Below are 19,676 nucleotides of genomic sequence, written 5' to 3' on the forward strand. Positions count from 1 at the left end.
CGCCCGCTGAGGCCCGGTTCACCTTCTGGTGGACCGGGCCTCCGGCGTATGTACGGGCTCCAGGAAGGGCGCGAGGAGCTCCGGTACGGCCTCGGCGGCGAAGGCCAGGCCCTGGCTCTCCCCGGCGTCGAGGATGTCGTACGCGCCCGCCCCCGCGGCCGTCGTGGCGGTCAGCGTCAGGATGCCGGCGCGCCGCTGGAAGTACGACTGCTTCACGGTCCAGCCGATGACGCCGGAGCGCTGCAGGGCGACCGTGGCGCGCCGGACCGTGCCCGAACGGGTCACCAGATAGGCGCCGCTGACACCGTGTCCGAGAGCGCGGTAGGCGTCGAGGGCGAACAGCACGGCGACCGGGACGAGGACGACCGCGCAGCCGGCCGCCACGTACAGCAGGACCGGGGTGAGGAGGAGTCCGAGGAGGGCGAGGACCGCGACGGGCCCGAGGGCGCTCCACAGTGCCCAGCGCAGCCGCCGGACGCGGGCCGCACGGGGGTGGGCGGCGAGGGGAGCCCCGGTGGGCGGCTCGGGCTCGCGCAGGACCTGGGCGGCGACCCGGTCGGCGACGGCCCGCTCCACGGCCGGCAGCAGGTTCTTGAGGTCGCCGTGCTTGTCGCCGTCGTCCTTGACGAGACCCGTGGCGACGGCGTCGAGGCGAGCGGCCCCGCACATCCGGACGCCGAGCGGCTCGACGCGTTCGATGCCGCGCAGTCGGCGCTCCTCCAGGGAGACCGAGCGGGCGGTGAGCAGACCCCGGGAGACCCGCAGGGTGCCTCCCGGGGCGCGCTCCAGGCGGTAGTTCCACCACATCTCGACCCAGAGGCCGAGGGCGCCGACGGCTCCGGCGACGGTGGCGAGGAGGACCAGGTCGACGATCATCCAGGCGACGGAGACGTCCTGGAAGCGGTCCCCTATCCAGTCGATGACCTTCCCCTGGGCGCCGAACCACTCGCTGACCTGCATGACGGCACCGACGGCCGCGCCTCCGAGGGCGGGGGCCAGGAAGGAGACGGGGGCGAAGCGGATCCAGCGCGGGTCGAGGACGGCCAGGGCGGCGTCGTCGTGGTCCGGGTCCTCGGGGGCGGCGGCGCGGCTGAGGAGTTCGTGGCGGAGCCGCTCGCCCTCCGCCCGGGTGACCAGGTCGAGTTCGAGGGTGGACTCGCCGCCGCCGGTCTGTTCGCCGGTGCCGATGCGGACCTTGACGAGCCCGAGTGCGCGGTGGAGGGGGTTGGCGGTGAGGTCGACGCTGCGGATCCGCTCACGGGCGAGCGAGCGGCGCTGGACGACGAGGAGTCCGGTGCGGAGTTCGACCCTCCCCGAGCCTTCGGCCGAGGGTGTTCCTCTCTCGCTCCGCTCCGCTCCGACCCGGTACCGGGTGCGGCGGAAGCGGACCGTCTCGGCGACGATGTCCGCGGCGAGGGCGAGCGCGACGCCCGCGGCGACCCAGGCGAAGGCCTGCCACAGCGGACGCGATCCGGCGAGGCCGAACGCGACGGGCAGCGCGGCTCCGGCGAGGACGCCGGCGAAGAGGACGACGCGGACGAGGACCGTACGGGGATCGAGGAGCAGCCAGTCGGTGTCCCGGTCCGCCGCGGCGTCCTGATCCACGCTCATGTGGCGTCCCCCGGGGTGGCCTGGGTGATGACGGTCAGCCGCTCGGCGAGACCGGCGGCCAGTTCGTGGTCGAGGCCCTCGATGCGGATCGCGCCCTTGGAGGAGGCGGTCGTCACGGTGACGGTCGCGAGCCGGAAGAACTGCTCGAGCGGGCCGCGTGAGGTGTCGACGGTCTGGATCCGGGACATCGGCGCGATGCGCCATTCCTGCCAGAAGGCCCCCGTACGGACGTAGACGGCGTCCTCGGTGACCTCCCAGCGGTGCACCCGGAACCACCAGGCGGGGAAGAACGCGGCGCAGGCGAGGCCCACGGCCGCCACGGTCCCGGCCGCGACGAGCAGCCAGAACCGGGCGGGGCCGATGAGGGCGCCGAGGACGGCGAGGACCACCACCGGTACGGCGGCGGTCGCCAGGAGCCGGCTCCGCCACCAGGTGACGGCCCGCTCGGCCACGGCGTTCCTGGGCGGCCGCAGCCGCACCGCGTTCTCCCCCGTCATGTTCCTACCGTCCGCGCAGCGAGCGGTAGGCGGTCACGAGACCGGCGGTGGAGCTGTCGAGCTCCTCGGCGCCCTCGCCGTCCGTCAGGACCGGCTCGATCCGCTTGGCGAGGACCTTGCCGAGCTCGACGCCCCACTGGTCGAAGGAGTCGATGTTCCACACGGCGCCCTGGACGAAGACCTTGTGCTCGTAGAGCGCGATCAGCTGGCCGAGGACGGAGGGGGTGAGCTTCTCGGCGAGGATCGTGGTGGTGGGGTGGTTCCCCCGGAAGGTCTTGTGCGGGACGAGCTCCTCGGGGACGCCCTCGGCCCGTACCTCCTCGGGCGTCTTGCCGAAGGCGAGCGCCTGGGTCTGGGCGAAGAAGTTGGCCATGAGCAGGTCGTGCTGGGCGACGAGACCGGGCAGCAGGTCGGCGACGGGCCGGGCGAAGCCGATGAAGTCGGCCGGGATGACCTTGGTGCCCTGGTGGATCAACTGGTAGTACGCGTGCTGCCCGTTGGTGCCCGGGGTGCCCCAGACGACGGGGCCGGTCTGCCAGTCGACCGGCCTGCCCTCGCGGTCCACCGACTTGCCGTTGGACTCCATGTCGAGCTGCTGGAGGTAGGCGGTGAACTTGGACAGGTAGTGGGAGTACGGCAGGACGGCGTGCGACTGGGCGTCGAAGAACGCGCCGTACCAGACGCCGAGGAGGCCGAGGAGCAGCGGCGCGTTCTCCTCGGGCGGGGCGGTGCGGAAGTGCTCGTCGACGAGGTGGAAGCCGTCGAGCATCTCGCGGAAGCGCTCCGGGCCGACGGCGATCATCAGGGAGAGACCGATGGCGGAGTCGTAGGAGTAGCGGCCGCCGACCCAGTCCCAGAACTCGAACATGTTCGTGGTGTCGATGCCGAACTCCTCGACCTTCTCGGCGTTGGTCGAGAGGGCCACGAAGTGCTTGGCGACGGCCTCCTGGCCGGCCCGGAGGCCGGTGAGGAGCCAGTCGCGGGCGGAGGTGGCGTTGGTGATCGTCTCGATGGTGGTGAAGGTCTTCGAGGCGACGATGAAGAGCGTCTCGGCGGGGTCGAGGTCGCGGACGGCCTCGTGGAGGTCGGCGCCGTCGACGTTGGAGACGAAACGGAACGTCAGGTCCCGCTGGGTGTAGGAGCGGAGGACCTCGTAGGCCATGGCGGGGCCGAGGTCGGAGCCGCCGATGCCGATGTTGACGATGTTCTTGACCGGCTTGCCGGTGTGGCCGGTCCACTCGCCCGCGCGGACCGTGTCGGCGAAGGCGGCCATCTTGTCGAGGACGGCGTGGACGCCGGGGACGACGTTCTCGCCGTCGACCTCGATCACGGCGTCGCGGGGGGCCCGCAGCGCGGTGTGGAGGACGGCCCGGTCCTCGGTGGTGTTGATCTTCTCGCCGCGGAACATGGCGTCGCGCAGCTCGGCGACGCCGGTGGCGGCGGCCAGTTCGCGCAGCAGGGTCAGCGTCTCGTCGGTGACGAGGTGCTTGGAGTAGTCCAGGTAGAGGTCGCCCACCCGCAGGGTGTGGCCGGTGCCCCGCTCGGGGTCGGCGGCGAACAGGTCGCGCAGATGGGTGTCGCCCAGCTGCTCACGGTGCTTGCCGAGGGCCGCCCACTCGGGCAGCCGGTTGAGCCTGGTGCGGCCTTCGTTGTTCATCTCGGACATCGCCCACTTCTTCTCGTACTGCTTGTCTGCCCCGCTGCCTCTCCAACCTAATTGATCAGGAGGGCCGGTGACGCGAGGGCGAGCGGCGGTACGGAAGTCGATGGGGAGAACGCCGAACGGGCCTTGCCCGCGAACTCGGTTCGCGGGCAAGGCCCGTTCGTCACACCGTCACACCACGTTCAGATCTCGCCGCGCAGTTTGGCCAGCGCCTCGGCGAGGATCGCCTCGCCGTCCGCGTCGCTGCGTCGCTCACGCACATAGGCGAGGTGGGTCTTGTACGGCTCCGTGCGCGGCGGGTCCGGCGGGTTGTCCCGGTCCTGACCTGCCGGGAAGCCGCAGCGCGGGCAGTCCCAGGTCTCCGGGACCTGCGCGTCGCTGGCGAAGCTCGGCTGGGTCTCGTGCCCGTTCGAGCACCAGAAGGAGATGCGGGCGCGCGGCGCCGACTCGCCCCGCTCGGCCTCACCCATCGGCCCCGCTCCGACCCGGCTTCCCCGGATCGCGTTGCCACTTGCCACGGTCGTAACTCCCTGCGTGATGGTGCTCGAAGATGCCCCAGTCTACGTAAGGCCCAACGCGCGTCCAGTGTTCGGAGTTACCCGTCCAACTTCATCAGCAGACCAAGTACCACAATGCAGGCGAACCAGAGCAGACCGACCACGACGGTGATCCGGTCCAGGTTGCGCTCGGCGACCGAGGAGCCGCCGACGGAGGACTGCATGCCGCCACCGAACATGTCGGAGAGACCGCCGCCCTTCCCCTTGTGCATCAGTACGAGCAGCATCAGTAGCCCGCTGAAGACGAGCAGGGCGATCGAGAACCCCATAACCACGGCTGGACCAACTTCCTCGGACTTATACGGACGGGGGCCGGGCACTGCCCGACCCCCGCAAGGGTACGACGTAACTCGCCTACCGCATACTCACTGGTCGCGGAAGCGCACGATCTTGACGAACTCGTCGGCGTCGAGTGCCGCGCCGCCCACCAGGGCGCCGTCGACGTCCGGCTGCGCCATGATCGCGGCGACGTTGCCGGACTTGACCGAGCCGCCGTACTGGATGCGGACCTTGTCGGCGAGCTCCTGCGAGTACAGCTCCGCGAGACGGCCGCGGATCGCGCCGCAGACCTCCTGCGCGTCCTCGGGGGTGGCGACCTCGCCGGTGCCGATGGCCCACACCGGCTCGTACGCGATCACGATGGTCTCGGCCTGCTCGGCGGGGACGTCCTTCAGGCCGCCGTCGAGCTGGGCGAGGGTGTACTCGACCTGCTGTCCGGCCTTGCGGACGTCCAGGCCCTCGCCGACGCAGAGGATCGGGGTCACGCCGTGCTTGAAGGCGGCCTTCACCTTGGCGTTGCAGACCTCGTCGTTCTCGGCGTGGTACTGGCGGCGCTCGGAGTGGCCGACGGCCACATAGGCGCACTTCAGCTTGGACAGCATCAGGCCCGAGATCTCGCCGGTGTAGGCACCGGACTCGTGCGCCGAGATGTCCTGGGCGCCGTACTTGATCTTCAGCTTGTCGCCGTCGATCAGGGTCTGGACGGACCGCAGGTCGGTGAAGGGGACCAGGACAGCGACCTCACAGGCGTCGTAGTCCTTGTCGGTCAGGGCGAAGGCGAGCTTCTGGACGTGGGCGATGGCCTCGAGGTGGTTGAGGTTCATCTTCCAGTTGCCCGCCATCAGCGGGGTGCGAGTGCTCATTTAGGGGTCAGTCCTCCAGTGCGGCGAGGCCGGGAAGCGTCTTGCCCTCGAGGTATTCGAGGGAGGCGCCGCCGCCGGTCGAGATGTGGCCGAATGCCTTCTCGTCGAAGCCCAGGATGCGGACCGCGGCGGCGGAGTCGCCACCGCCGACGACGGTGAAGGCCGGGGAGTCGACGAGCGCCTGGGCGACGGCCTTGGTGCCCTCGGCGTAGTCGGGGTGCTCGAAGACGCCCATCGGACCGTTCCAGAAAACGGTGCCAGCGTCGGCGACCTTCGAGGCGTAGAGCTTACGGGTCTCCGGACCGATGTCCAGGCCCTCCTCGTCCGCCGGGATGGCGTCCGCGGCGACCGTGGTGGGGTGGGCCGGAGCCTTGGTCTTCAGGTCCGGGAAGTCGGGCGAGACCAGCACGTCGACGGGGAGCACGAACTCCACGCCGCGCTCCTTGGCGCGCTTCAGGTACTCCTTGACCGCCGGGATCTGGTCCTCCTGGAGCAGCGAGATGCCGACCTCGTGGCCCTGGGCCTTGAGGAAGGTGTACGCCATGCCGCCGCCGATGAGGATGCGGTCGGCCTTCTCCAGGAGGTGGTCGATCACGCCGAGCTTGTCGGAGACCTTGGCGCCGCCGAGCGCGACCACGTACGGCCGCTGGACGTCGTCCGTGAGCTTCTTCAGGACGCCGACCTCGGTGGCGATGAGGTAGCCGGCGGCGTGCGGGAGGCGCGCCGGGAGGTCGAAGACCGAGGCGTGCTTGCGGTGCACGGCACCGAAGCCGTCGCCGACGTAGACGTCGGCGAGGGCGGCGAGCCGGTCCGCGAAGGCGCCGCGCTCGGCGTCGTCCTTGGAGGTCTCGCCGGCGTTGAAGCGGAGGTTCTCGATCACGGCGACCCGGCCGTCGGCGAGGCCCGCGACGGTGGCGGTGGCGGAGTCGCCGACCGTGTCCGTCGCGAAGGCCACCTCGGCGCCGAGCAGTTCGCCGAGGCGGGCGGCGGCCGGGGCGAGCGAGAACGCCGGGTCCGGGGCGCCCTTGGGGCGACCCAGGTGCGAGGCGACCACGACACGGGCGCCCGCGTCGGCGAGCGCCTTGACCGTGGGGACGACGGCGCGGATGCGACCGTCGTCGGTGATGGTGGTGCCGTCGAGCGGCACGTTGAGGTCGGCGCGGACGAACACGCGCTTGCCTTCGACGCCCTCGTGGAGAAGCTCGTCGATCGTCTTCATCTGTTAACTGACTCCTTGGTACGCGGTGGAGCACACAAACAGGGCTCGCACAGCGCGGCGTTGCGCTGCCCGAGCCCTGCTCACATCGAAAGCCCGCCCTGAAGCTTAGAGCCGGCCGCCGACGAAGACGGTGAGGTCGACGAGACGGTTGGAGTAGCCCCACTCGTTGTCGTACCAGCCGAGGATCTTGACCGTGTTGCCCTCCTGGACCATGGTCAGGGAGGCGTCGAAGGTGCAGGACGCCGGGTCGCTGACGATGTCGGACGAGACGATCGGGTCCTCGGTGTAGACCAGGATGCCCTTGAGGTCGCCGTCGTCGGCGGCCTTCTTGAACGCGGCGTTGACCTCGTCCTTGGTGACCTCGCGGTCGAGGGTGACGACGAGGTCGGTGGCGGAACCGGTCGGGACCGGGACGCGCATGGCGATGCCGTCGAGCTTGCCCTTGAGCTGCGGGAGGACCAGGGCGGTGGCCTTCGCGGCGCCCGTCGTGGTCGGGATGATGTTCTCCGCGGCGGCGCGGGCGCGGCGCAGGTCCTTGTGCGGGAAGTCCAGGATGCGCTGGTCGTTGGTGTACGCGTGGACCGTGGTCATCAGGCCCTTGACGATGCCGAAGTTCTCGTCGAGAACCTTGGCCATCGGCGCGACGCAGTTGGTGGTGCAGGAGGCGTTCGAGATGACGTGGTGCTGCGCCGGCTCGTACTTGTCCTGGTTGACACCCATGACGATGGTGATGTCCTCGCCGGAGGCCGGAGCCGAGATGAGGACCTTCTTGGCGCCACCCGCGATGTGCTTCTCGGCGTCGGCCTTCTTGGTGAAGATGCCGGTCGACTCGATGACGATGTCGACGCCCAGCTCGCCCCAGGGGATGTCGGCCGGGTTGCGCTCGGAGAGCACCTTGATGGTGTGGCCGTCGACGGTGATGGTGTCGGCGGTGTGGGTGACCTCGGCCTTGAGGCGCCCCAGGATGGTGTCGTACTTCAGCAGGTGGGCCGTGGTCGCGGTGTCGCCCAGGTCGTTGACAGCCACGATCTCGATGTCAGCACCCTGCTCAAGGAGCGCGCGGAAGTAGTTCCGGCCGATGCGGCCAAAGCCGTTGATGCCTACGCGGATCGTCACGAACCGATCTCCTCGTTAGGTACGCCGGTGTGCTCGACGCCGGCGAGATTTTTGTTTTTTGGGATGTCCCCGACCGCTTACGACCCTACCCCCACAGGCGCCCCGTAGTGACATCGGCCGCATCCACGCGTGCCCGGAAAGTGAGGACACATGGCCGACGGCCCGTACCTACCGACAGGTACGGGCCGTCGTGGGACGTTTGTCCCGACTACTCTCCGTCAGCGCCGGAGCGCCCCGAGGGCCCGTCCGAGGAGTCGTGCCCGCTCGGTCGCGGCGGGCACGTGCTCGAGTCCGTAGCCGAGGAGGACCGTGTCACGCGTGGTGACGGCGGCCTGGGAGTGGAAGAGCGCTCCCGAGCGCGTCCAGTCGGCTCCGTTGGCGGGGCTGCCGGCCGGGGCGCCCGGTACGGTCCACGCGCCGAGGGCGGTCTCGAAGCCCTCCGCCTCGGTGCCGGCGCCGGTGACGAGACGGGTGTCGTCGACGAAGGCGCCCATCTCTCCGGTGCCGGGGTCGGAGACGTACGAGATCGACAGCTCGACCTGCTTGCCCGCCCAGGCGCTCAGATCGACGGAGGCCTGCCGCCAGCCGTTGGAGGGGCCGGTGAAGGCGTTCCAGGAGCCGGTGGTGCCGGTGGCCGTGCAGCCGTCCTCGCCGACGGTGAGGTAGTGGGAGAGGAAGGGGTGGCCGCGGACGTAGTAGCCCTCGCCGCAGTCGGCGGGGGGCTCGCTGGAGGTGCCGCCCTTGGTGTCGGGCAGGGTCGTCCAGTCGTCCTGGCCGACGGTGTGGGCCTCGACGACGAGGTTGTCGTAGCCGGGCTCGGTGTCGTAGCTGACCTGGAAGTCCAGGCGCGGGGCCGCGCCGGCCGCGACGCCGGTGAGGTCGACGGTCCTGCTGAGCCGGGCCCAGGTGTTGTCGGCGTGCTTGACGGCCGCGAAGGACGCGCCCTCGGCGGGCTCGAAGGGGGTGCGGATGCCGGGGTAGTCACCGGCGGAGGCGCTGCTCGCGAACTGCGGGAACTCCTTCGGCCTCAGCGTGTCCGAGGTGACGGTGTACGCGCCCGCGTTGTCGAGCGGGTTGTCGGCGGCGGCGCCGAGGCCCGCTCCGATGCCCGCGAAGGCGCCGGTGCCGGCGAAGGCGGGCGGGTTGCCCAGACCGGCGCGGTGGTAGGCGCCGAGGTAGTACTGAGCGAAGTCGTTGGACTCGGCCCGGCCGACGCGGGTGAGACCGCCGGACTTCTCGCCGGCGTTGATCAGCTTGCCGCCCTCGTTGAGGTAGGCACGTACGGCGAGCTGGGTGGTGCCGGAGGGACGCTCGGCGCCGGTGTACCAGACGACGGTGCGGAAGTGGGACAGCACGCCGAGGGCGTCGGGCGTGCCCTGGGTGGCGACGTCCCAGACGGCGGCCTTGCGGCCGTTGTCGGCGAGCGCCTTCACGTACGCGGCGGTGTGCCGGGCGGCGGTGGTGCCGCCCTCGTCGGCGAGGACGAGCACGTCGCCGCGGGGGCGCTCGGCCACCGTGTACGTGAAGGGGGCGGAGGTGGTGGCCCGGCCCTCGCGGGTGCGGGCGGTGAACCAGACCTCGACGGAGTCGCCGGGCCGTGCGTCCTCGACCTCGGCGCGGTACTCGTCGAAGTAGAGGTTGTCCTCGCCGCCGAAGGTCTCGCCGCCCTTCCAGGCGTCGAGCTCCTCGCTGTGGGTGCGGCCGCCGTTGATCCGGTACTTCAGGGTCTTGCCGCGCAGGGACTTGCGTGCGGTGACGGCGACCTCCTGCTCCTCGCCGCGGGCGTAGGAGGTGGTGAAGGCCTTCGGTGTGAAGTCGGGGGCGTCGATGCCGACCGGGGAGACGGGCCGGTCCGGGTGGGCGGCGGTCTCGGCGACGGCGAGCGCGAAGGGGATGTTCTTGGCGAACTCGGCCTGGATCAGCTTCTCGTCGTCCGGGAAGGTGAAGACGGAGGCGCAGTCGGCCGGGTTCCAGGCGTCGTTCGGGTCGACCCGGGAGGCGGTGGCGCAGGTCGACATCTCCGGGGTGAACATCTGTGTCCCGTTGACGTTGGCGGCGTGTCCGTCCGCCTCGCCGTTGGTGATGTACAGCTCGGAGGAGACCTGCGGCCGGTAGCCGGGGACGGCCGGGTTCTGCGGGGTGCCGGCGAGGGCCTTGAGGGCCACGTCGTCGGGGGTGTCGGTGGCGACCTGCCAGCCGACGCCGTAGAGGATCAGCTGGGCGGCCGAGTGGTAGTTGATGCCGTACGCGAAGCCGATGCGCTTCTGGAAGGCGTCGAGAGCCTTGGTCTCGGGCTCCGACATGGGCCCCGCGCCGCGGAAGGTCTCGTCGGCCGGGTCGGGCGACGAGCCCTCGTTGTCGTAGCCCCACTTGTAGGCGAAGTTGCGGTTGAGGTCGACGCCGTCGCCCGGGGCGATCTTCCCGTCGCCGTCGTTGTCGCGGAGGTTCTTGCGCCACTGGCGGTTCTCGGGGTCGGCGTGCGTGTGGTCGTAGCCGTCCGGGTTGGCGGAGAGCACGAACCACAGTTCGGTGGAGTCGACGATCCGGGTGATCCGCTCGTCCTTGCCGTACCCGTCGAGGTAGTGGTGGAGCAGGCGGCGGGTCATCTCCGGGGTGATCCACTCGCGCGCGTGCTGGTTGGACATGTAGAGGGTGGCGGGCTTCGAGCCGTCCTTGACGCGCTGAGCGCCCTTGCTGACCTTGAGGGCGAGGATGTCCTGGCCCCTGAGGGTCTTGCCGATGGAGACGACCTTGGTGATCCCGGGGTTGGCCCGGGCGGTGTCCAGGATCTCCTGCTTGAGACCGTTCGGGCCCCCGTACGGGCGGAAGACGCCGTCCCCCGCGGCGGCCACCCGCTTCTCGGCCTGGGCGGTCAGGGTGTGCTCGGCGAGCTCGACGCCCTGGCCGCGCAGCTGCCCGGCCTGCCGGCCGGTGAGGAAGAGCTCGACCGTCGCGGAGCCCTTGTCGGGCACCTGTTCGGTCATCTCGTGGGCGTCGGCTCCGGCCTCCAGGAGCAGCGGTACCTGCTCCTTGGTGACCTCGGCCCGCCATACGGAGAGGGCGTCACCGCCGTCCCGGTCGTTCGGCTGCGCTCCGGCGACGGGTGCCGCCGCCACTCCCGCGATCAGCAGTGAAGCCGCGGCGAGGATCGATCTCGCTCTGCGTCTCATGAGCCCCCCTGGTTGTCGTGTGCCACGAAGGTGAACAGACGCCAGGCTCATGGGCGCTCATGGGCCTGTCAAGGGTGCCTCGCGGGGCGTACGAAAAAGCTGCCGGTGCCTCAGAAAGGCGCCGGCAGCCCGGAGTTCACGGTTCCGTACGACGGACGGGTCCGGCACGGGTCCCGTACGGGCCCGGCGTTGGTCCCGTGCGCGTCCCGTCAGCCGACGAGGCTGTCGTCGAGCTCCTCGGTCAGGTTGGACTCGGTCCCCGGGATACCCAGGTCCTGCGCCCGCTTGTCGGCCATGGCGAGCAGCCGGCGGATCCGGCCGGCCACCGCGTCCTTCGTCAGCGGCGGGTCGGCGAGCGCGCCCAGCTCCTCGAGGGAGGCCTGCTTGTGCTCCATGCGGAGCCGGCCGGCCGCCGCGAGGTGCTCGGGCACCTCCTCGCCGAGGATCTCCAGGGCGCGCTGCACCCGGGCCCCGGCGGCGACCGCGGCGCGGGCCGAGCGGCGCAGGTTGGCGTCGTCGAAGTTGGCCAGGCGGTTGGCGGTGGCGCGGACCTCGCGCCGCATCCGCCGCTCCTCCCAGGCGAGCACCGACTCGTGCGCGCCGAGCCGGGTGAGGAGGGCACCGATCGCGTCGCCGTCACGGACGACGACCCGGTCCACTCCCCGCACCTCGCGGGCCTTCGCCGCGATGGAGAGCCGGCGCGCCGCGCCGACCAGGGCGAGCGCCGCCTCGGGACCGGGGCAGGTGACCTCCAGGGAGGAGGACCGGCCGGGCTCGGTCAGCGAACCGTGCGCGAGGAAGGCACCCCGCCAGGCCGCCTCCGCGTCACAGGTTGCCCCGGAGACCACCTGCGGGGGGAGGCCCCGGATGGGACGGCCCCGGCCGTCCACGAGACCCGTCTGCCGGGCCAGCTGGTCACCTCCTGCCACCACCCGCACCACGAAGCGCGAGCCCCGCCGCAGTCCGCCGGGGGCCATCACGATCAGCTCCGAGCTGTGCCCGAAGATCTCCAGGATGTCCCGCTTGAGGCGGCGTGCCGCCATCGCGGTGTCGAGCTCCGCCTCGATCACGATGCGGCCGCTCACCAGGTGCAGCCCGCCCGCGAACCGCAGGATCGACGAGACCTCTGCCTTCCTGCAGCAGGTCCGGGTGACGGGAAGCCGGGAGATCTCGTCCTTCACCGCTGCCGTCATCGCCATGGGCCGATCCTTCCATGCATCCGAAAAATACGGTCGTACGCGGCGGCCAACAGCTCCGGGTCATGCTTCGCGGAGCCGTCGGGCCCGGCCACCGGCGCCAGCTCGACCGCGGCACCGAGCCGCTTGGCGGCATCGGAGAGGGACTCGCGATCGGGCACGGCGGCCTCGTCGGCCAGCACCACGTCCAGGGCGAGTTTAGGGGCGTGTCGTCCCAAAACCTCCAAATGACGCTGCGGGGAGAAGCCCTCGGTTTCTCCGGGCTGCGGTGTGAGGTTCAGCGAGAGCACCTTCCGGGCCTTCGTCCCGGCGAGGGCGTCGAGCAGTTCGGGGACGAGGAGGTGCGGGATCACGGAGGAGAACCAGGAGCCGGGACCGAGGACCACCCAGTCCGCGTCCAGGACCGCCTCGACGGCCTCCGGCACCGCCGGCGGGTCGTTCGGCACGAGGTGCACCGACTGCACCTCGCCGGGGGTGAGCGCCACGGTCGCCTGACCGCACACGGTGTCCACGTCGTCCGGCCGCTCCGGGTCATGGCCCCTGACCAGGGCCTGGAGCTCCAGGGGTACGGCGGACATGGGCAGCACCCGGCCCTGGGCGCCGAGCAGCCGGCCCACCAGGTCGAGGGCCTGGACGGGGTCGCCGAGCTGCTCCCAGAGGGCGACGATCAGCAGGTTGCCGACGGCGTGGCCGTTGATCTCGCCCTTGGACTGGAAGCGGTGCTGGATGACCCGGGCCCAGGTCTGGCCCCAGTCGTCGTCGCCGCAGAGCGCGGCGAGCGCCTTGCGGAGGTCTCCGGGGGGCAGCACTCCGAGCTCCTCCCGGAGCCGGCCGCTGGAACCGCCGTCGTCGGCGACCGTGACGACGGCGGTGAGGTCGCCGGTGATCCGGCGGAGGGCGGCGAGGGAGGCCGAGAGGCCCATGCCGCCGCCCAGCGCGACCACCTTGGGCTGGGCGCCGCGCCTGCGGAGCGTACGCCGCACCGAAAGGGTGGAGGCACGTCGACGGTACGGCTTCACTCGCGCCCCATGTCCCGGTGCACGACGACGGTCTCGACCCCTTCGGCGGCGATCCGGGCGGCGAGGCGCTCGGCGGTGGCCACGGAGCGGTGCTTGCCGCCGGTGCAGCCCACGGCGATGGTCACGTACCGCTTGCCCTCGCGGCGGTAGCCCGCGGCGATCAGCTGGAGCAGCTCGGTGTAGCGGTCGAGGAACTCCTTGGCGCCGGGCTGGTTGTAGACGTAGTTCGACACCTCCTCGTTGAGGCCGGTGAAGGGGCGCAGCTCGGGGACCCAGTGCGGGTTGGGCAGGAAGCGCATGTCGACGACGAGGTCGGCGTCGACCGGCAGGCCGTACTTGAAGCCGAAGGACATCACGGTGGCCCTCAGCTCGGGCTCCTCGTCCCCGGCGAACTGGGCGTCCATCTTGGCGCGCAGTTCGTGGACGTTGAGGCTGGAGGTGTCGATCACCAGGTCGGCGTCGCCGCGCAGCTCGCGCAGCAGGTCGCGCTCGGCGGCGATGCCGTCGGTGATCCGGCCGTCGCCCTGGAGCGGGTGGGGCCTGCGGACCGACTCGAAGCGCCTGACCAGGGCGTCGTCGGACGACTCCAGGAAGACGATCCGGCGGGTGACCTGCTTGGCGTCCAGGTCGGCGAGGGACTCCCTGAGGTTGTCGAAGAACTGCCGGCCGCGGACGTCGACGACGACGGCGATCCGGGCGACATTGCCCTGGGAGCGGGCGCCGAGCTCCACCATGGTGGGGATCAGCGCGGGCGGCAGATTGTCCACGACGAACCAGCCGAGGTCCTCCAGGCACTTCGCCGCGGTGGACCGGCCGGCTCCGGACATGCCGGAGATGATCACCAGCTCGGGAATGGCCGCCTCGGCGCCGTTGTCGCCGGGGGTCTCCTTCGTGCCCGTACTCACGTGTCCTGCTCCGTCTTCTCGGTCGTGCTGGCCTTGCGCGTCGTGCTCATCGTGCCGGTCCTGCTCTTCGTGCGCGGTCATGCCGTGCCGCCCCCGTCGTCTTCCATGATCTCTCCTGTCGCGGTGTTCACGGCGGGTGCGGCCGGGGCCGCCCGGGCCAGGGCCACGGCGACCGCCTCCGCGGTCTTCCTGCCCATGCCGGGAACCTCGCAGATCTGCTCGATTGTCGCCTGCCGGAGCCGCTTCACCGAGCCGAAATGCTTGATCAACGCGCGTTTCCGGGTGTCCCCGAGGCCGGGGACGTCGTCGAGAGGGCTGGTCCGGATGCGTTTCGTCCGCTTGGACCGCTGGTAGCGGATGGCGAAGTCGTGAGCCGTGTCACGCACCCGCTGAAGGAGGTACAGACCCTCGCTGGAGCGGGGCAGCACCACGGGGTCGTCGTCGCCGGGCAGCCACACCTCCTCCAGGCGCTTGGCGAGCCCGCAGACCGCGATGTCGTCGATCCCCAACTCGTCCAGGGCGCGCCGGGCCGCGGCGACCTGCGGCTGCCCGCCGTCGACCACGACCAGCTGCGGCGGGTACGCGAAGCGCTTGCGCCGCCCGCTCTCCTCCGGGTCCTCGACGACGCCCTCGGGGTCCCACTCCCCCGTCTTCTCCTTCTCGGCGAGATAGCGGCGGAAGCGGCGGCCGATCACCTCGTGCATGGACCGGACGTCGTCCTGCCCCTCGAAGCTCTTGATCTGGAAGCGGCGGTACTCGCTCTTGCGGGGCAGCCCGTCCTCGAAGACCACCATCGAGGCGACCACGTCCTCGCCCTGGAGGTGGGAGATGTCGAAGCACTCGATCCGCAACGGCGCCGAGTCCAGGTCCAGGGCCTCGGCGATCTCCTCCAGGGCCCGGGAGCGGGTGGTGAGGTCGCTGGCGCGCTTCGTCTTGTGCAGGACGAGCGCCTGCTGGGCGTTGCGCGCGACGGTCGCCATGAGGTCCTTCTTGTCGCCGCGCTGCGGGATCCGCAGCGAGACGTTGGACCCGCGGCGGCCGGTGAGCCAGGCGGTCACGGCCTCCGTGTCCTCGGGCAGCGCGGGGACCAGGACCTCCTTGGGGACCGTGTCGCCGCTCTCCTCGCCGTACAGCTGCTGGATCGCGTGCTCGACGAGTCCCGCGGTGTCGACGGCCTCGACCTTGTCGGTGACCCAGCCGCGCTGGCCGCGCACGCGTCCGCCGCGCACGTGGAAGATCTGCACGGCGGCCTCCAGCTCGTCCTCGGCGAGGGCGATCAGGTCGGCGTCGGTGGCGTCGGCGAGCACGACCGCGCTCTTCTCCATGGCCCGGCGCAGCGCCTCTATGTCGTCGCGCAGCCGGCCCGCCCTCTCGTACTCCATGTCCTCGGCGGCCAGCATCATCTGCTTCTCGAGACGGCGGATGTACGTCCCGGTACGGCCGGCCATGAAGTCGCTGAACTCCTCGGCGAGTTCGCGGTGCTCCTCGGGGGTGACCCGGCCGACGCAGGGCGCGGAGCACTTGCCGATGTAGCCGAGGAGGCAGGGGCGGCCCGCCGAGGCGGCGTTCCGGAACACTCCCGCGGAGCAGGTCCGCACCGGGAACACGCGCAGCATGAGGTCGACGGTCTCGCGGATCGCCCACGCGTGCGCGTACGGCCCGAAGTAGCGCACGCCCTTCTTCTTGTGGCCGCGCATGACCTGGACGCGCGGGAACTCCTCGTTCATGGTGACCGCGAGGTACGGGTAGCTCTTGTCGTCCCGGTACTTCACGTTGAACCGGGGGTCGTACTCCTTGATCCAGGAGTACTCCAGCTGGAGCGCCTCGACCTCGGTCGACACGACGGTCCACTCCACGGAGGCGGCGGTGGTCACCATGGTGGCGGTGCGCGGGTGCAGGCCGGTGATCGGCTGGAAGTAGTTGGCGAGCCGCTGGCGCAGGGACTTCGCCTTGCCCACGTAGATCACCCGGCGGTGCTCGTCGCGGAACTTGTAGACCCCCGGGGAGTCGGGGATCTGACCCGGCTTGGGGCGATAGCTGGAGGGGTCGGCCATGCTCCCCACCCTACTGTCGCCCACAGACACCCCAACCGCCCACAGACCCCGCCGACACCGCCCCGCACGAGCGTGCGCCCACCGCCGTGCCCGCACGGCAACTATTGGCCCCGCCCCCCTGTGCGGGCAACCGCCGCCTCTGCACCCCCGTGCGGGCAACCGCCCGCGCCCCCACCCACCCCCTCCCGTGTGGGCAATCGTCCCGCAGGGCGGGACGGGTGGGCACACGGGACGGCGCCCTTCGGCGGGCGCCTCCGCCCCTTGTGCCTGGGCCCGCACCACCAGTCGCGCCGCACAACGGGTGCGGGTACAGGCCCGGAAGCCTAGGCCCGGCAAGGGGCGCCGTCCGTTGTGCCCACCCGTTCCGCCCCAGCGGAACGATTGCCCACAACGGGGTGGGCGGCGTCCCAGTGGGAGCTCGACGTGGGGGCGCCGCCCCGGTGGTGGCGCGGGTGCCCCGGGCTCAGGTCCTTCGGGCGTCTCGGTGGCGGCGTATCGCTGTCGTGGCCGTCAGGCCGAGGACGAGCACCGCCCCCGCCCCCGCCCCCGCCGCCATACCGGCCCCGGACCCTTCCTCCGCCGGCGGCACCCCGTCGTAACCCCCCGCCGCCCCCTTCTTCGCGTAGGCCGAGCCAGGCAGCTTGTCCCCGTACGCCCGGACGACCCGCCCCCGGTACGCGGTCAGGCTGGTCCCGTTCCGGCCGACCGCCCGTATCGCGTCCTCGTCCAGCGGGAGGACCTTCGCCCCCTTCTGGACGTACCAGGCGTCGATCTGCGGCTCACGGAAGACCAGCCCGCCGGGCAGGACGCGGCCGCCCTGTTCCGCGTAGCGGATCTCGTCGTCGCCGGTGGCGATGTTCACCACCTGCCAGCCGCCCGCCCGCCGCACCGTCCACAGCGAGGCCTTCTGTCCGTCCGACGACACCGCCCGGCTGGCCCGGAACTCGACCCGGGCGACCGGCGCCCCGGTCTTCCCGGCGACGAAGTCCGGGGAGAGGATCCGTACCGGCACGGACGTGCCCTCGACGCGCGGCGCGGCCGCCGAGCGGGCGACGGCGCCGTCCCGGGCGAAGAACCGGGCGAGGGTGTCCAGCGTCCCCGGCGCGGAGGCGGCCCGCTCGGGCGTCGGCGCGGTCGGCGTGGCCGGCGGCAGCCCCTCGGCCGCGGCGGCCTCCGGAAGCGCCCCGAGGAGCAGCAGGGTCGCGGCGGCGAGCAGCCCGGCGCCCATGGCTCGTGCGTTCATCGTCGTCACGCCCCGATCCGGTAGAGCGAGTGGGTCCAGGAGAAGGAGCCGTTGTCGACGTACCAGGCGTGGGAGGCCCAGTTGTAGCGGTCGCTGGAGGGCCAGGGGTCGCCCCAGTAGACCCAGCTGCCGGCGTCGTCGTAGCCGTAGATCACGTGCATGTGACCGCCGCCGCTCGACCACTGGATGCGGGTCTCGACGGGCCGGTCGGCGTTGATCTCGGTCTGCACGGTCGCGTAGCGCAGCCAGCCGTCGACGTACGAGCCGGGGTTGACGCCCGCCCAGCGGAGGCCGGTCTGGACGTTGCCGAGGGTGGCCTGCCAGTTGGGGCAGTCGTAGCCCTGCTGCCGGTTGAAGGCGGCGTTGCAGAACTGGTTCTGGCTGTGGTTCCGGCCGAACCAGGTGGCGATGGTGTTGCCGCCGGCCGCCCAGCACCAGTTGGTCTTCTGCTGGGCCTGCATGGTGATGTTCAGCCGCTTGGAGCCGAGGGCGGCGGTGTCCTCGGCGGCGGGTGCGGCGGAGGCGGAGGTGGTGGGGACGAGGAAGAGGGCGGCCGCGGCGAGTGCCGCGAGGTTCAGCTTTCTTCTGCGCATCGCGTTCCTCCCAGGAGATGGGGATGTGGGGGTGGAGGAGCGCGTCCGGACGCTGGTCAGGAGCATCTGCCGTTGTCCGGATCAGGTCAACACGCTTCAATGCGGGGTGACATCGGACTGTGAACGGTGTGACCCGGGTGTGAACCGACGCCCACGGCCCACCTGCCCGCCCACCCCGCGCGGCACGACGGTCCGCATCCCCGTCGTGAACGTTCACTGAGGAGTCCTCGTGAGCCACACCGAGGCCGATCTGGCGCAGTTGCTGCACACCGGCCCCTTCCATCTGGCGCTGCGCACCGCGCTCGCCGTGCGCGGGCTGCCGCTCCAGCGGGTCCAGCACCATCTCGCGCACCGGGGCGTCAAGGTCGGGGTGACGAGTCTCAGTTACTGGCAGCAGGGCGCCCGCCGTCCGCAGCGGCCGGAGTCGCTGAAGGCCGTGCGCGCCCTGGAGGAGGTGCTCCAGCTGCCGGAGAACTCGCTGCTGCGGCTGCTCGCGGGGGACGCGGCGGCGCGGTCCGACGTGGAGCGTCCGGCGGCCCGTTCGTACCGCTCGCTCGTGGAGGCCTCCGGCTCGGTCGAGGAGCTCCTCGCGGAGCTCGAGTCGCCGACGGACGGCGGTCTGCACACGGTGGGGCACCACGAGCGGGTGCGGATCGGGGCGGGGAGGGAGCTGGTGGGGCGCGAGTCGCAGCACGTGGTGCGGGCGCACCGGGACGGCGTGGACCGCTATGTGGCCATCCACCACGGGGATCCGGGCTGCGACCCGTCGCGGGTGGCGGTGCGGGCGGTGGAGAACTGCCGGACCGGTCGGGTGCGGTGGCACGCGGCGACGGGGGTGCTGGTCGCGGAGCTGCTCTTCGACGCGCGACTGCGGGCCGGGGACACGTACCTCTTCTCGTACGGCTTCGAGGACGGTACGGCGGGGCCGAGCGGGGAGTACGTGCGGGGGTTCAGCTTCGCCGGCGGGCAGTACGTGCTGCAGGTGCGCTTCGACGAGGCGGCGCTCCCGGTGCGGTGCCGGAGGTTCGCGCAGGCCTCGACGGGCGCGCCGCGCGGGGGTCGTACGGAGCTGACCCTGAGCGGTGTGCACCGGACGGTGCACACCGTGGAACAGGGGGTACGCCCGGGGATCCTGGGGATCGACTGGGACTGGGCGTAGGTCGGAGGCGCAGCGGTACGGGCCGGGTGCGCGACACCGGGTGGCGCGGGCTCAGGCCTTGGGCGCGGGCTCAGGCCTTGGGCGCGGTCTCCGGGCCCGCGACCAGCCTGCCGTTCTCCACGCGGACGGGGACCTCGGGGAGCGGCACGGTGGCCGGGCCCTTGAGCGCCTTGCCGGTCGTCACGTCGAAGCGGCTGCCGTGGCAGGGGCAGTTGCCCTCGTTGTCCTCGATCTTGTCGAGGACGCAGCCGGCGTGGGTGCACTGGGCGCTGAACGCCTTGTACTGGCCCTTGGCCGGGCAGCTCACCAGGACCCGCTGCTCGCGGTAGAGCTTGGCACCGCCGACCGGGATCTCGTCCGGAGCGCCGAGCGCGACCGGGGCGGTCGGGGTCGGGACCTCGGCGTGGCCGAGCTTGGACTCGGTGGAGCAGGCGGCGACTCCCAGCCCGGCGGCACCGGCGAGCGCGGCGCCTTTCAGTACGGTGCGGCGGCTGGACTGGCCGGACATGAGCGCTCCACGGTGGATCGGGGC

General features: G+C 71.5%; 17 protein-coding genes. 1 reads left to right on the forward strand and 16 read right to left on the reverse strand.

What is annotated here, in order from left to right; translation table 11 throughout:
- Nucleotides 1-18 precede the first annotated feature (18 nt).
- From ACZ4VK_RS00650 to ACZ4VK_RS00720, 15 genes are all read right to left on the reverse strand, one after another.
- Nucleotides 19-1,611 carry a PH domain-containing protein gene (locus tag ACZ4VK_RS00650; protein WP_468347022.1) on the reverse strand — a complete coding sequence of 531 codons (1,593 nt, stop codon included), beginning with the start codon at nt 1,609-1,611 and terminating at the stop codon, nt 19-21.
- Nucleotides 1,608-2,108, reverse strand: coding sequence for a PH domain-containing protein (locus ACZ4VK_RS00655; RefSeq protein ID WP_468347024.1), 501 nt, complete (start codon nt 2,106-2,108; stop codon nt 1,608-1,610). Before ACZ4VK_RS00655 ends, ACZ4VK_RS00650 begins: the two co-directional genes overlap by 4 nt.
- A 4-nt stretch (nt 2,109-2,112) precedes the next feature.
- Nucleotides 2,113-3,765: a glucose-6-phosphate isomerase gene (pgi, locus tag ACZ4VK_RS00660; protein WP_468348777.1), complete on the reverse strand. Its 1,653-nt coding sequence runs from the start codon at nt 3,763-3,765 to the stop codon at nt 2,113-2,115.
- A 188-nt stretch (nt 3,766-3,953) separates the two neighbouring features.
- Nucleotides 3,954-4,289 carry an RNA polymerase-binding protein RbpA gene (locus ACZ4VK_RS00665; RefSeq protein ID WP_360782776.1) on the reverse strand — a complete coding sequence of 112 codons (336 nt, stop codon included), beginning with the start codon at nt 4,287-4,289 and terminating at the stop codon, nt 3,954-3,956.
- A gap of 77 nt (nt 4,290-4,366) precedes the next feature.
- The gene (gene secG / locus ACZ4VK_RS00670; protein WP_024758014.1) at nt 4,367-4,597 is read right to left on the reverse strand and encodes a preprotein translocase subunit SecG; all 231 of its coding nucleotides are present in this window, start codon (nt 4,595-4,597) and stop codon (nt 4,367-4,369) included.
- A gap of 96 nt (nt 4,598-4,693) precedes the next feature.
- The gene (tpiA, locus tag ACZ4VK_RS00675; protein WP_389684354.1) at nt 4,694-5,470 is read right to left on the reverse strand and encodes a triose-phosphate isomerase; all 777 of its coding nucleotides are present in this window, start codon (nt 5,468-5,470) and stop codon (nt 4,694-4,696) included.
- Between the two features lie 7 nt (nt 5,471-5,477).
- Nucleotides 5,478-6,689: a phosphoglycerate kinase gene (locus tag ACZ4VK_RS00680; protein WP_468347026.1), complete on the reverse strand. Its 1,212-nt coding sequence runs from the start codon at nt 6,687-6,689 to the stop codon at nt 5,478-5,480.
- 105 nt (nt 6,690-6,794) lie between these two features.
- A complete protein-coding gene (gap, locus tag ACZ4VK_RS00685) occupies nt 6,795-7,805 on the reverse strand; it encodes a type I glyceraldehyde-3-phosphate dehydrogenase (RefSeq protein WP_468347028.1) in 1,011 nt (336 codons plus the stop codon).
- A 218-nt stretch (nt 7,806-8,023) separates the two neighbouring features.
- On the reverse strand, nt 8,024-10,975 hold the full coding sequence (locus tag ACZ4VK_RS00690; RefSeq protein ID WP_468347030.1) for a M14 family metallopeptidase: 2,952 nt from the start codon (nt 10,973-10,975) through the stop codon (nt 8,024-8,026).
- A 209-nt stretch (nt 10,976-11,184) separates the two neighbouring features.
- The gene (gene whiA / locus ACZ4VK_RS00695; RefSeq protein ID WP_030205188.1) at nt 11,185-12,174 is read right to left on the reverse strand and encodes a DNA-binding protein WhiA; all 990 of its coding nucleotides are present in this window, start codon (nt 12,172-12,174) and stop codon (nt 11,185-11,187) included.
- Nucleotides 12,165-13,190, reverse strand: coding sequence for a gluconeogenesis factor YvcK family protein (locus tag ACZ4VK_RS00700; RefSeq protein ID WP_389684350.1), 1,026 nt, complete (start codon nt 13,188-13,190; stop codon nt 12,165-12,167). The genes whiA and ACZ4VK_RS00700 overlap by 10 nt, the downstream gene beginning before the upstream one ends.
- Entirely contained in the window at nt 13,187-14,176 is a 990-nt protein-coding gene (gene rapZ, locus ACZ4VK_RS00705; protein WP_468347032.1) for an RNase adapter RapZ, read from the reverse strand. The genes ACZ4VK_RS00700 and rapZ overlap by 4 nt, the downstream gene beginning before the upstream one ends.
- Nucleotides 14,173-16,149 carry an excinuclease ABC subunit UvrC gene (gene uvrC, locus ACZ4VK_RS00710; protein WP_468347034.1) on the reverse strand — a complete coding sequence of 659 codons (1,977 nt, stop codon included), beginning with the start codon at nt 16,147-16,149 and terminating at the stop codon, nt 14,173-14,175. Before uvrC ends, rapZ begins: the two co-directional genes overlap by 4 nt.
- 463 nt (nt 16,150-16,612) lie before the next feature.
- Nucleotides 16,613-17,392: a hypothetical protein gene (locus ACZ4VK_RS00715; RefSeq protein ID WP_468348780.1), complete on the reverse strand. Its 780-nt coding sequence runs from the start codon at nt 17,390-17,392 to the stop codon at nt 16,613-16,615.
- Nucleotides 17,393-17,397: 5 nt separating this feature from the next.
- The gene (locus ACZ4VK_RS00720; RefSeq protein WP_468347036.1) at nt 17,398-17,985 is read right to left on the reverse strand and encodes a papain-like cysteine protease family protein; all 588 of its coding nucleotides are present in this window, start codon (nt 17,983-17,985) and stop codon (nt 17,398-17,400) included.
- 229 nt (nt 17,986-18,214) lie between these two features.
- On the opposite strand from ACZ4VK_RS00720, the gene ACZ4VK_RS00725 reads away from it, so the two are divergent.
- Nucleotides 18,215-19,144 carry a hypothetical protein gene (locus ACZ4VK_RS00725; protein WP_468347038.1) on the forward strand — a complete coding sequence of 310 codons (930 nt, stop codon included), beginning with the start codon at nt 18,215-18,217 and terminating at the stop codon, nt 19,142-19,144.
- 70 nt (nt 19,145-19,214) lie between these two features.
- Here ACZ4VK_RS00725 and ACZ4VK_RS00730 read toward each other — a convergent pair whose 3' ends face one another.
- Nucleotides 19,215-19,652 carry a Rieske (2Fe-2S) protein gene (locus ACZ4VK_RS00730; RefSeq protein WP_468347040.1) on the reverse strand — a complete coding sequence of 146 codons (438 nt, stop codon included), beginning with the start codon at nt 19,650-19,652 and terminating at the stop codon, nt 19,215-19,217.
- Nucleotides 19,653-19,676: the final 24 nt, after the last annotated feature.

The organism is Streptomyces sp. NPDC028711, assembly GCF_055565415.1.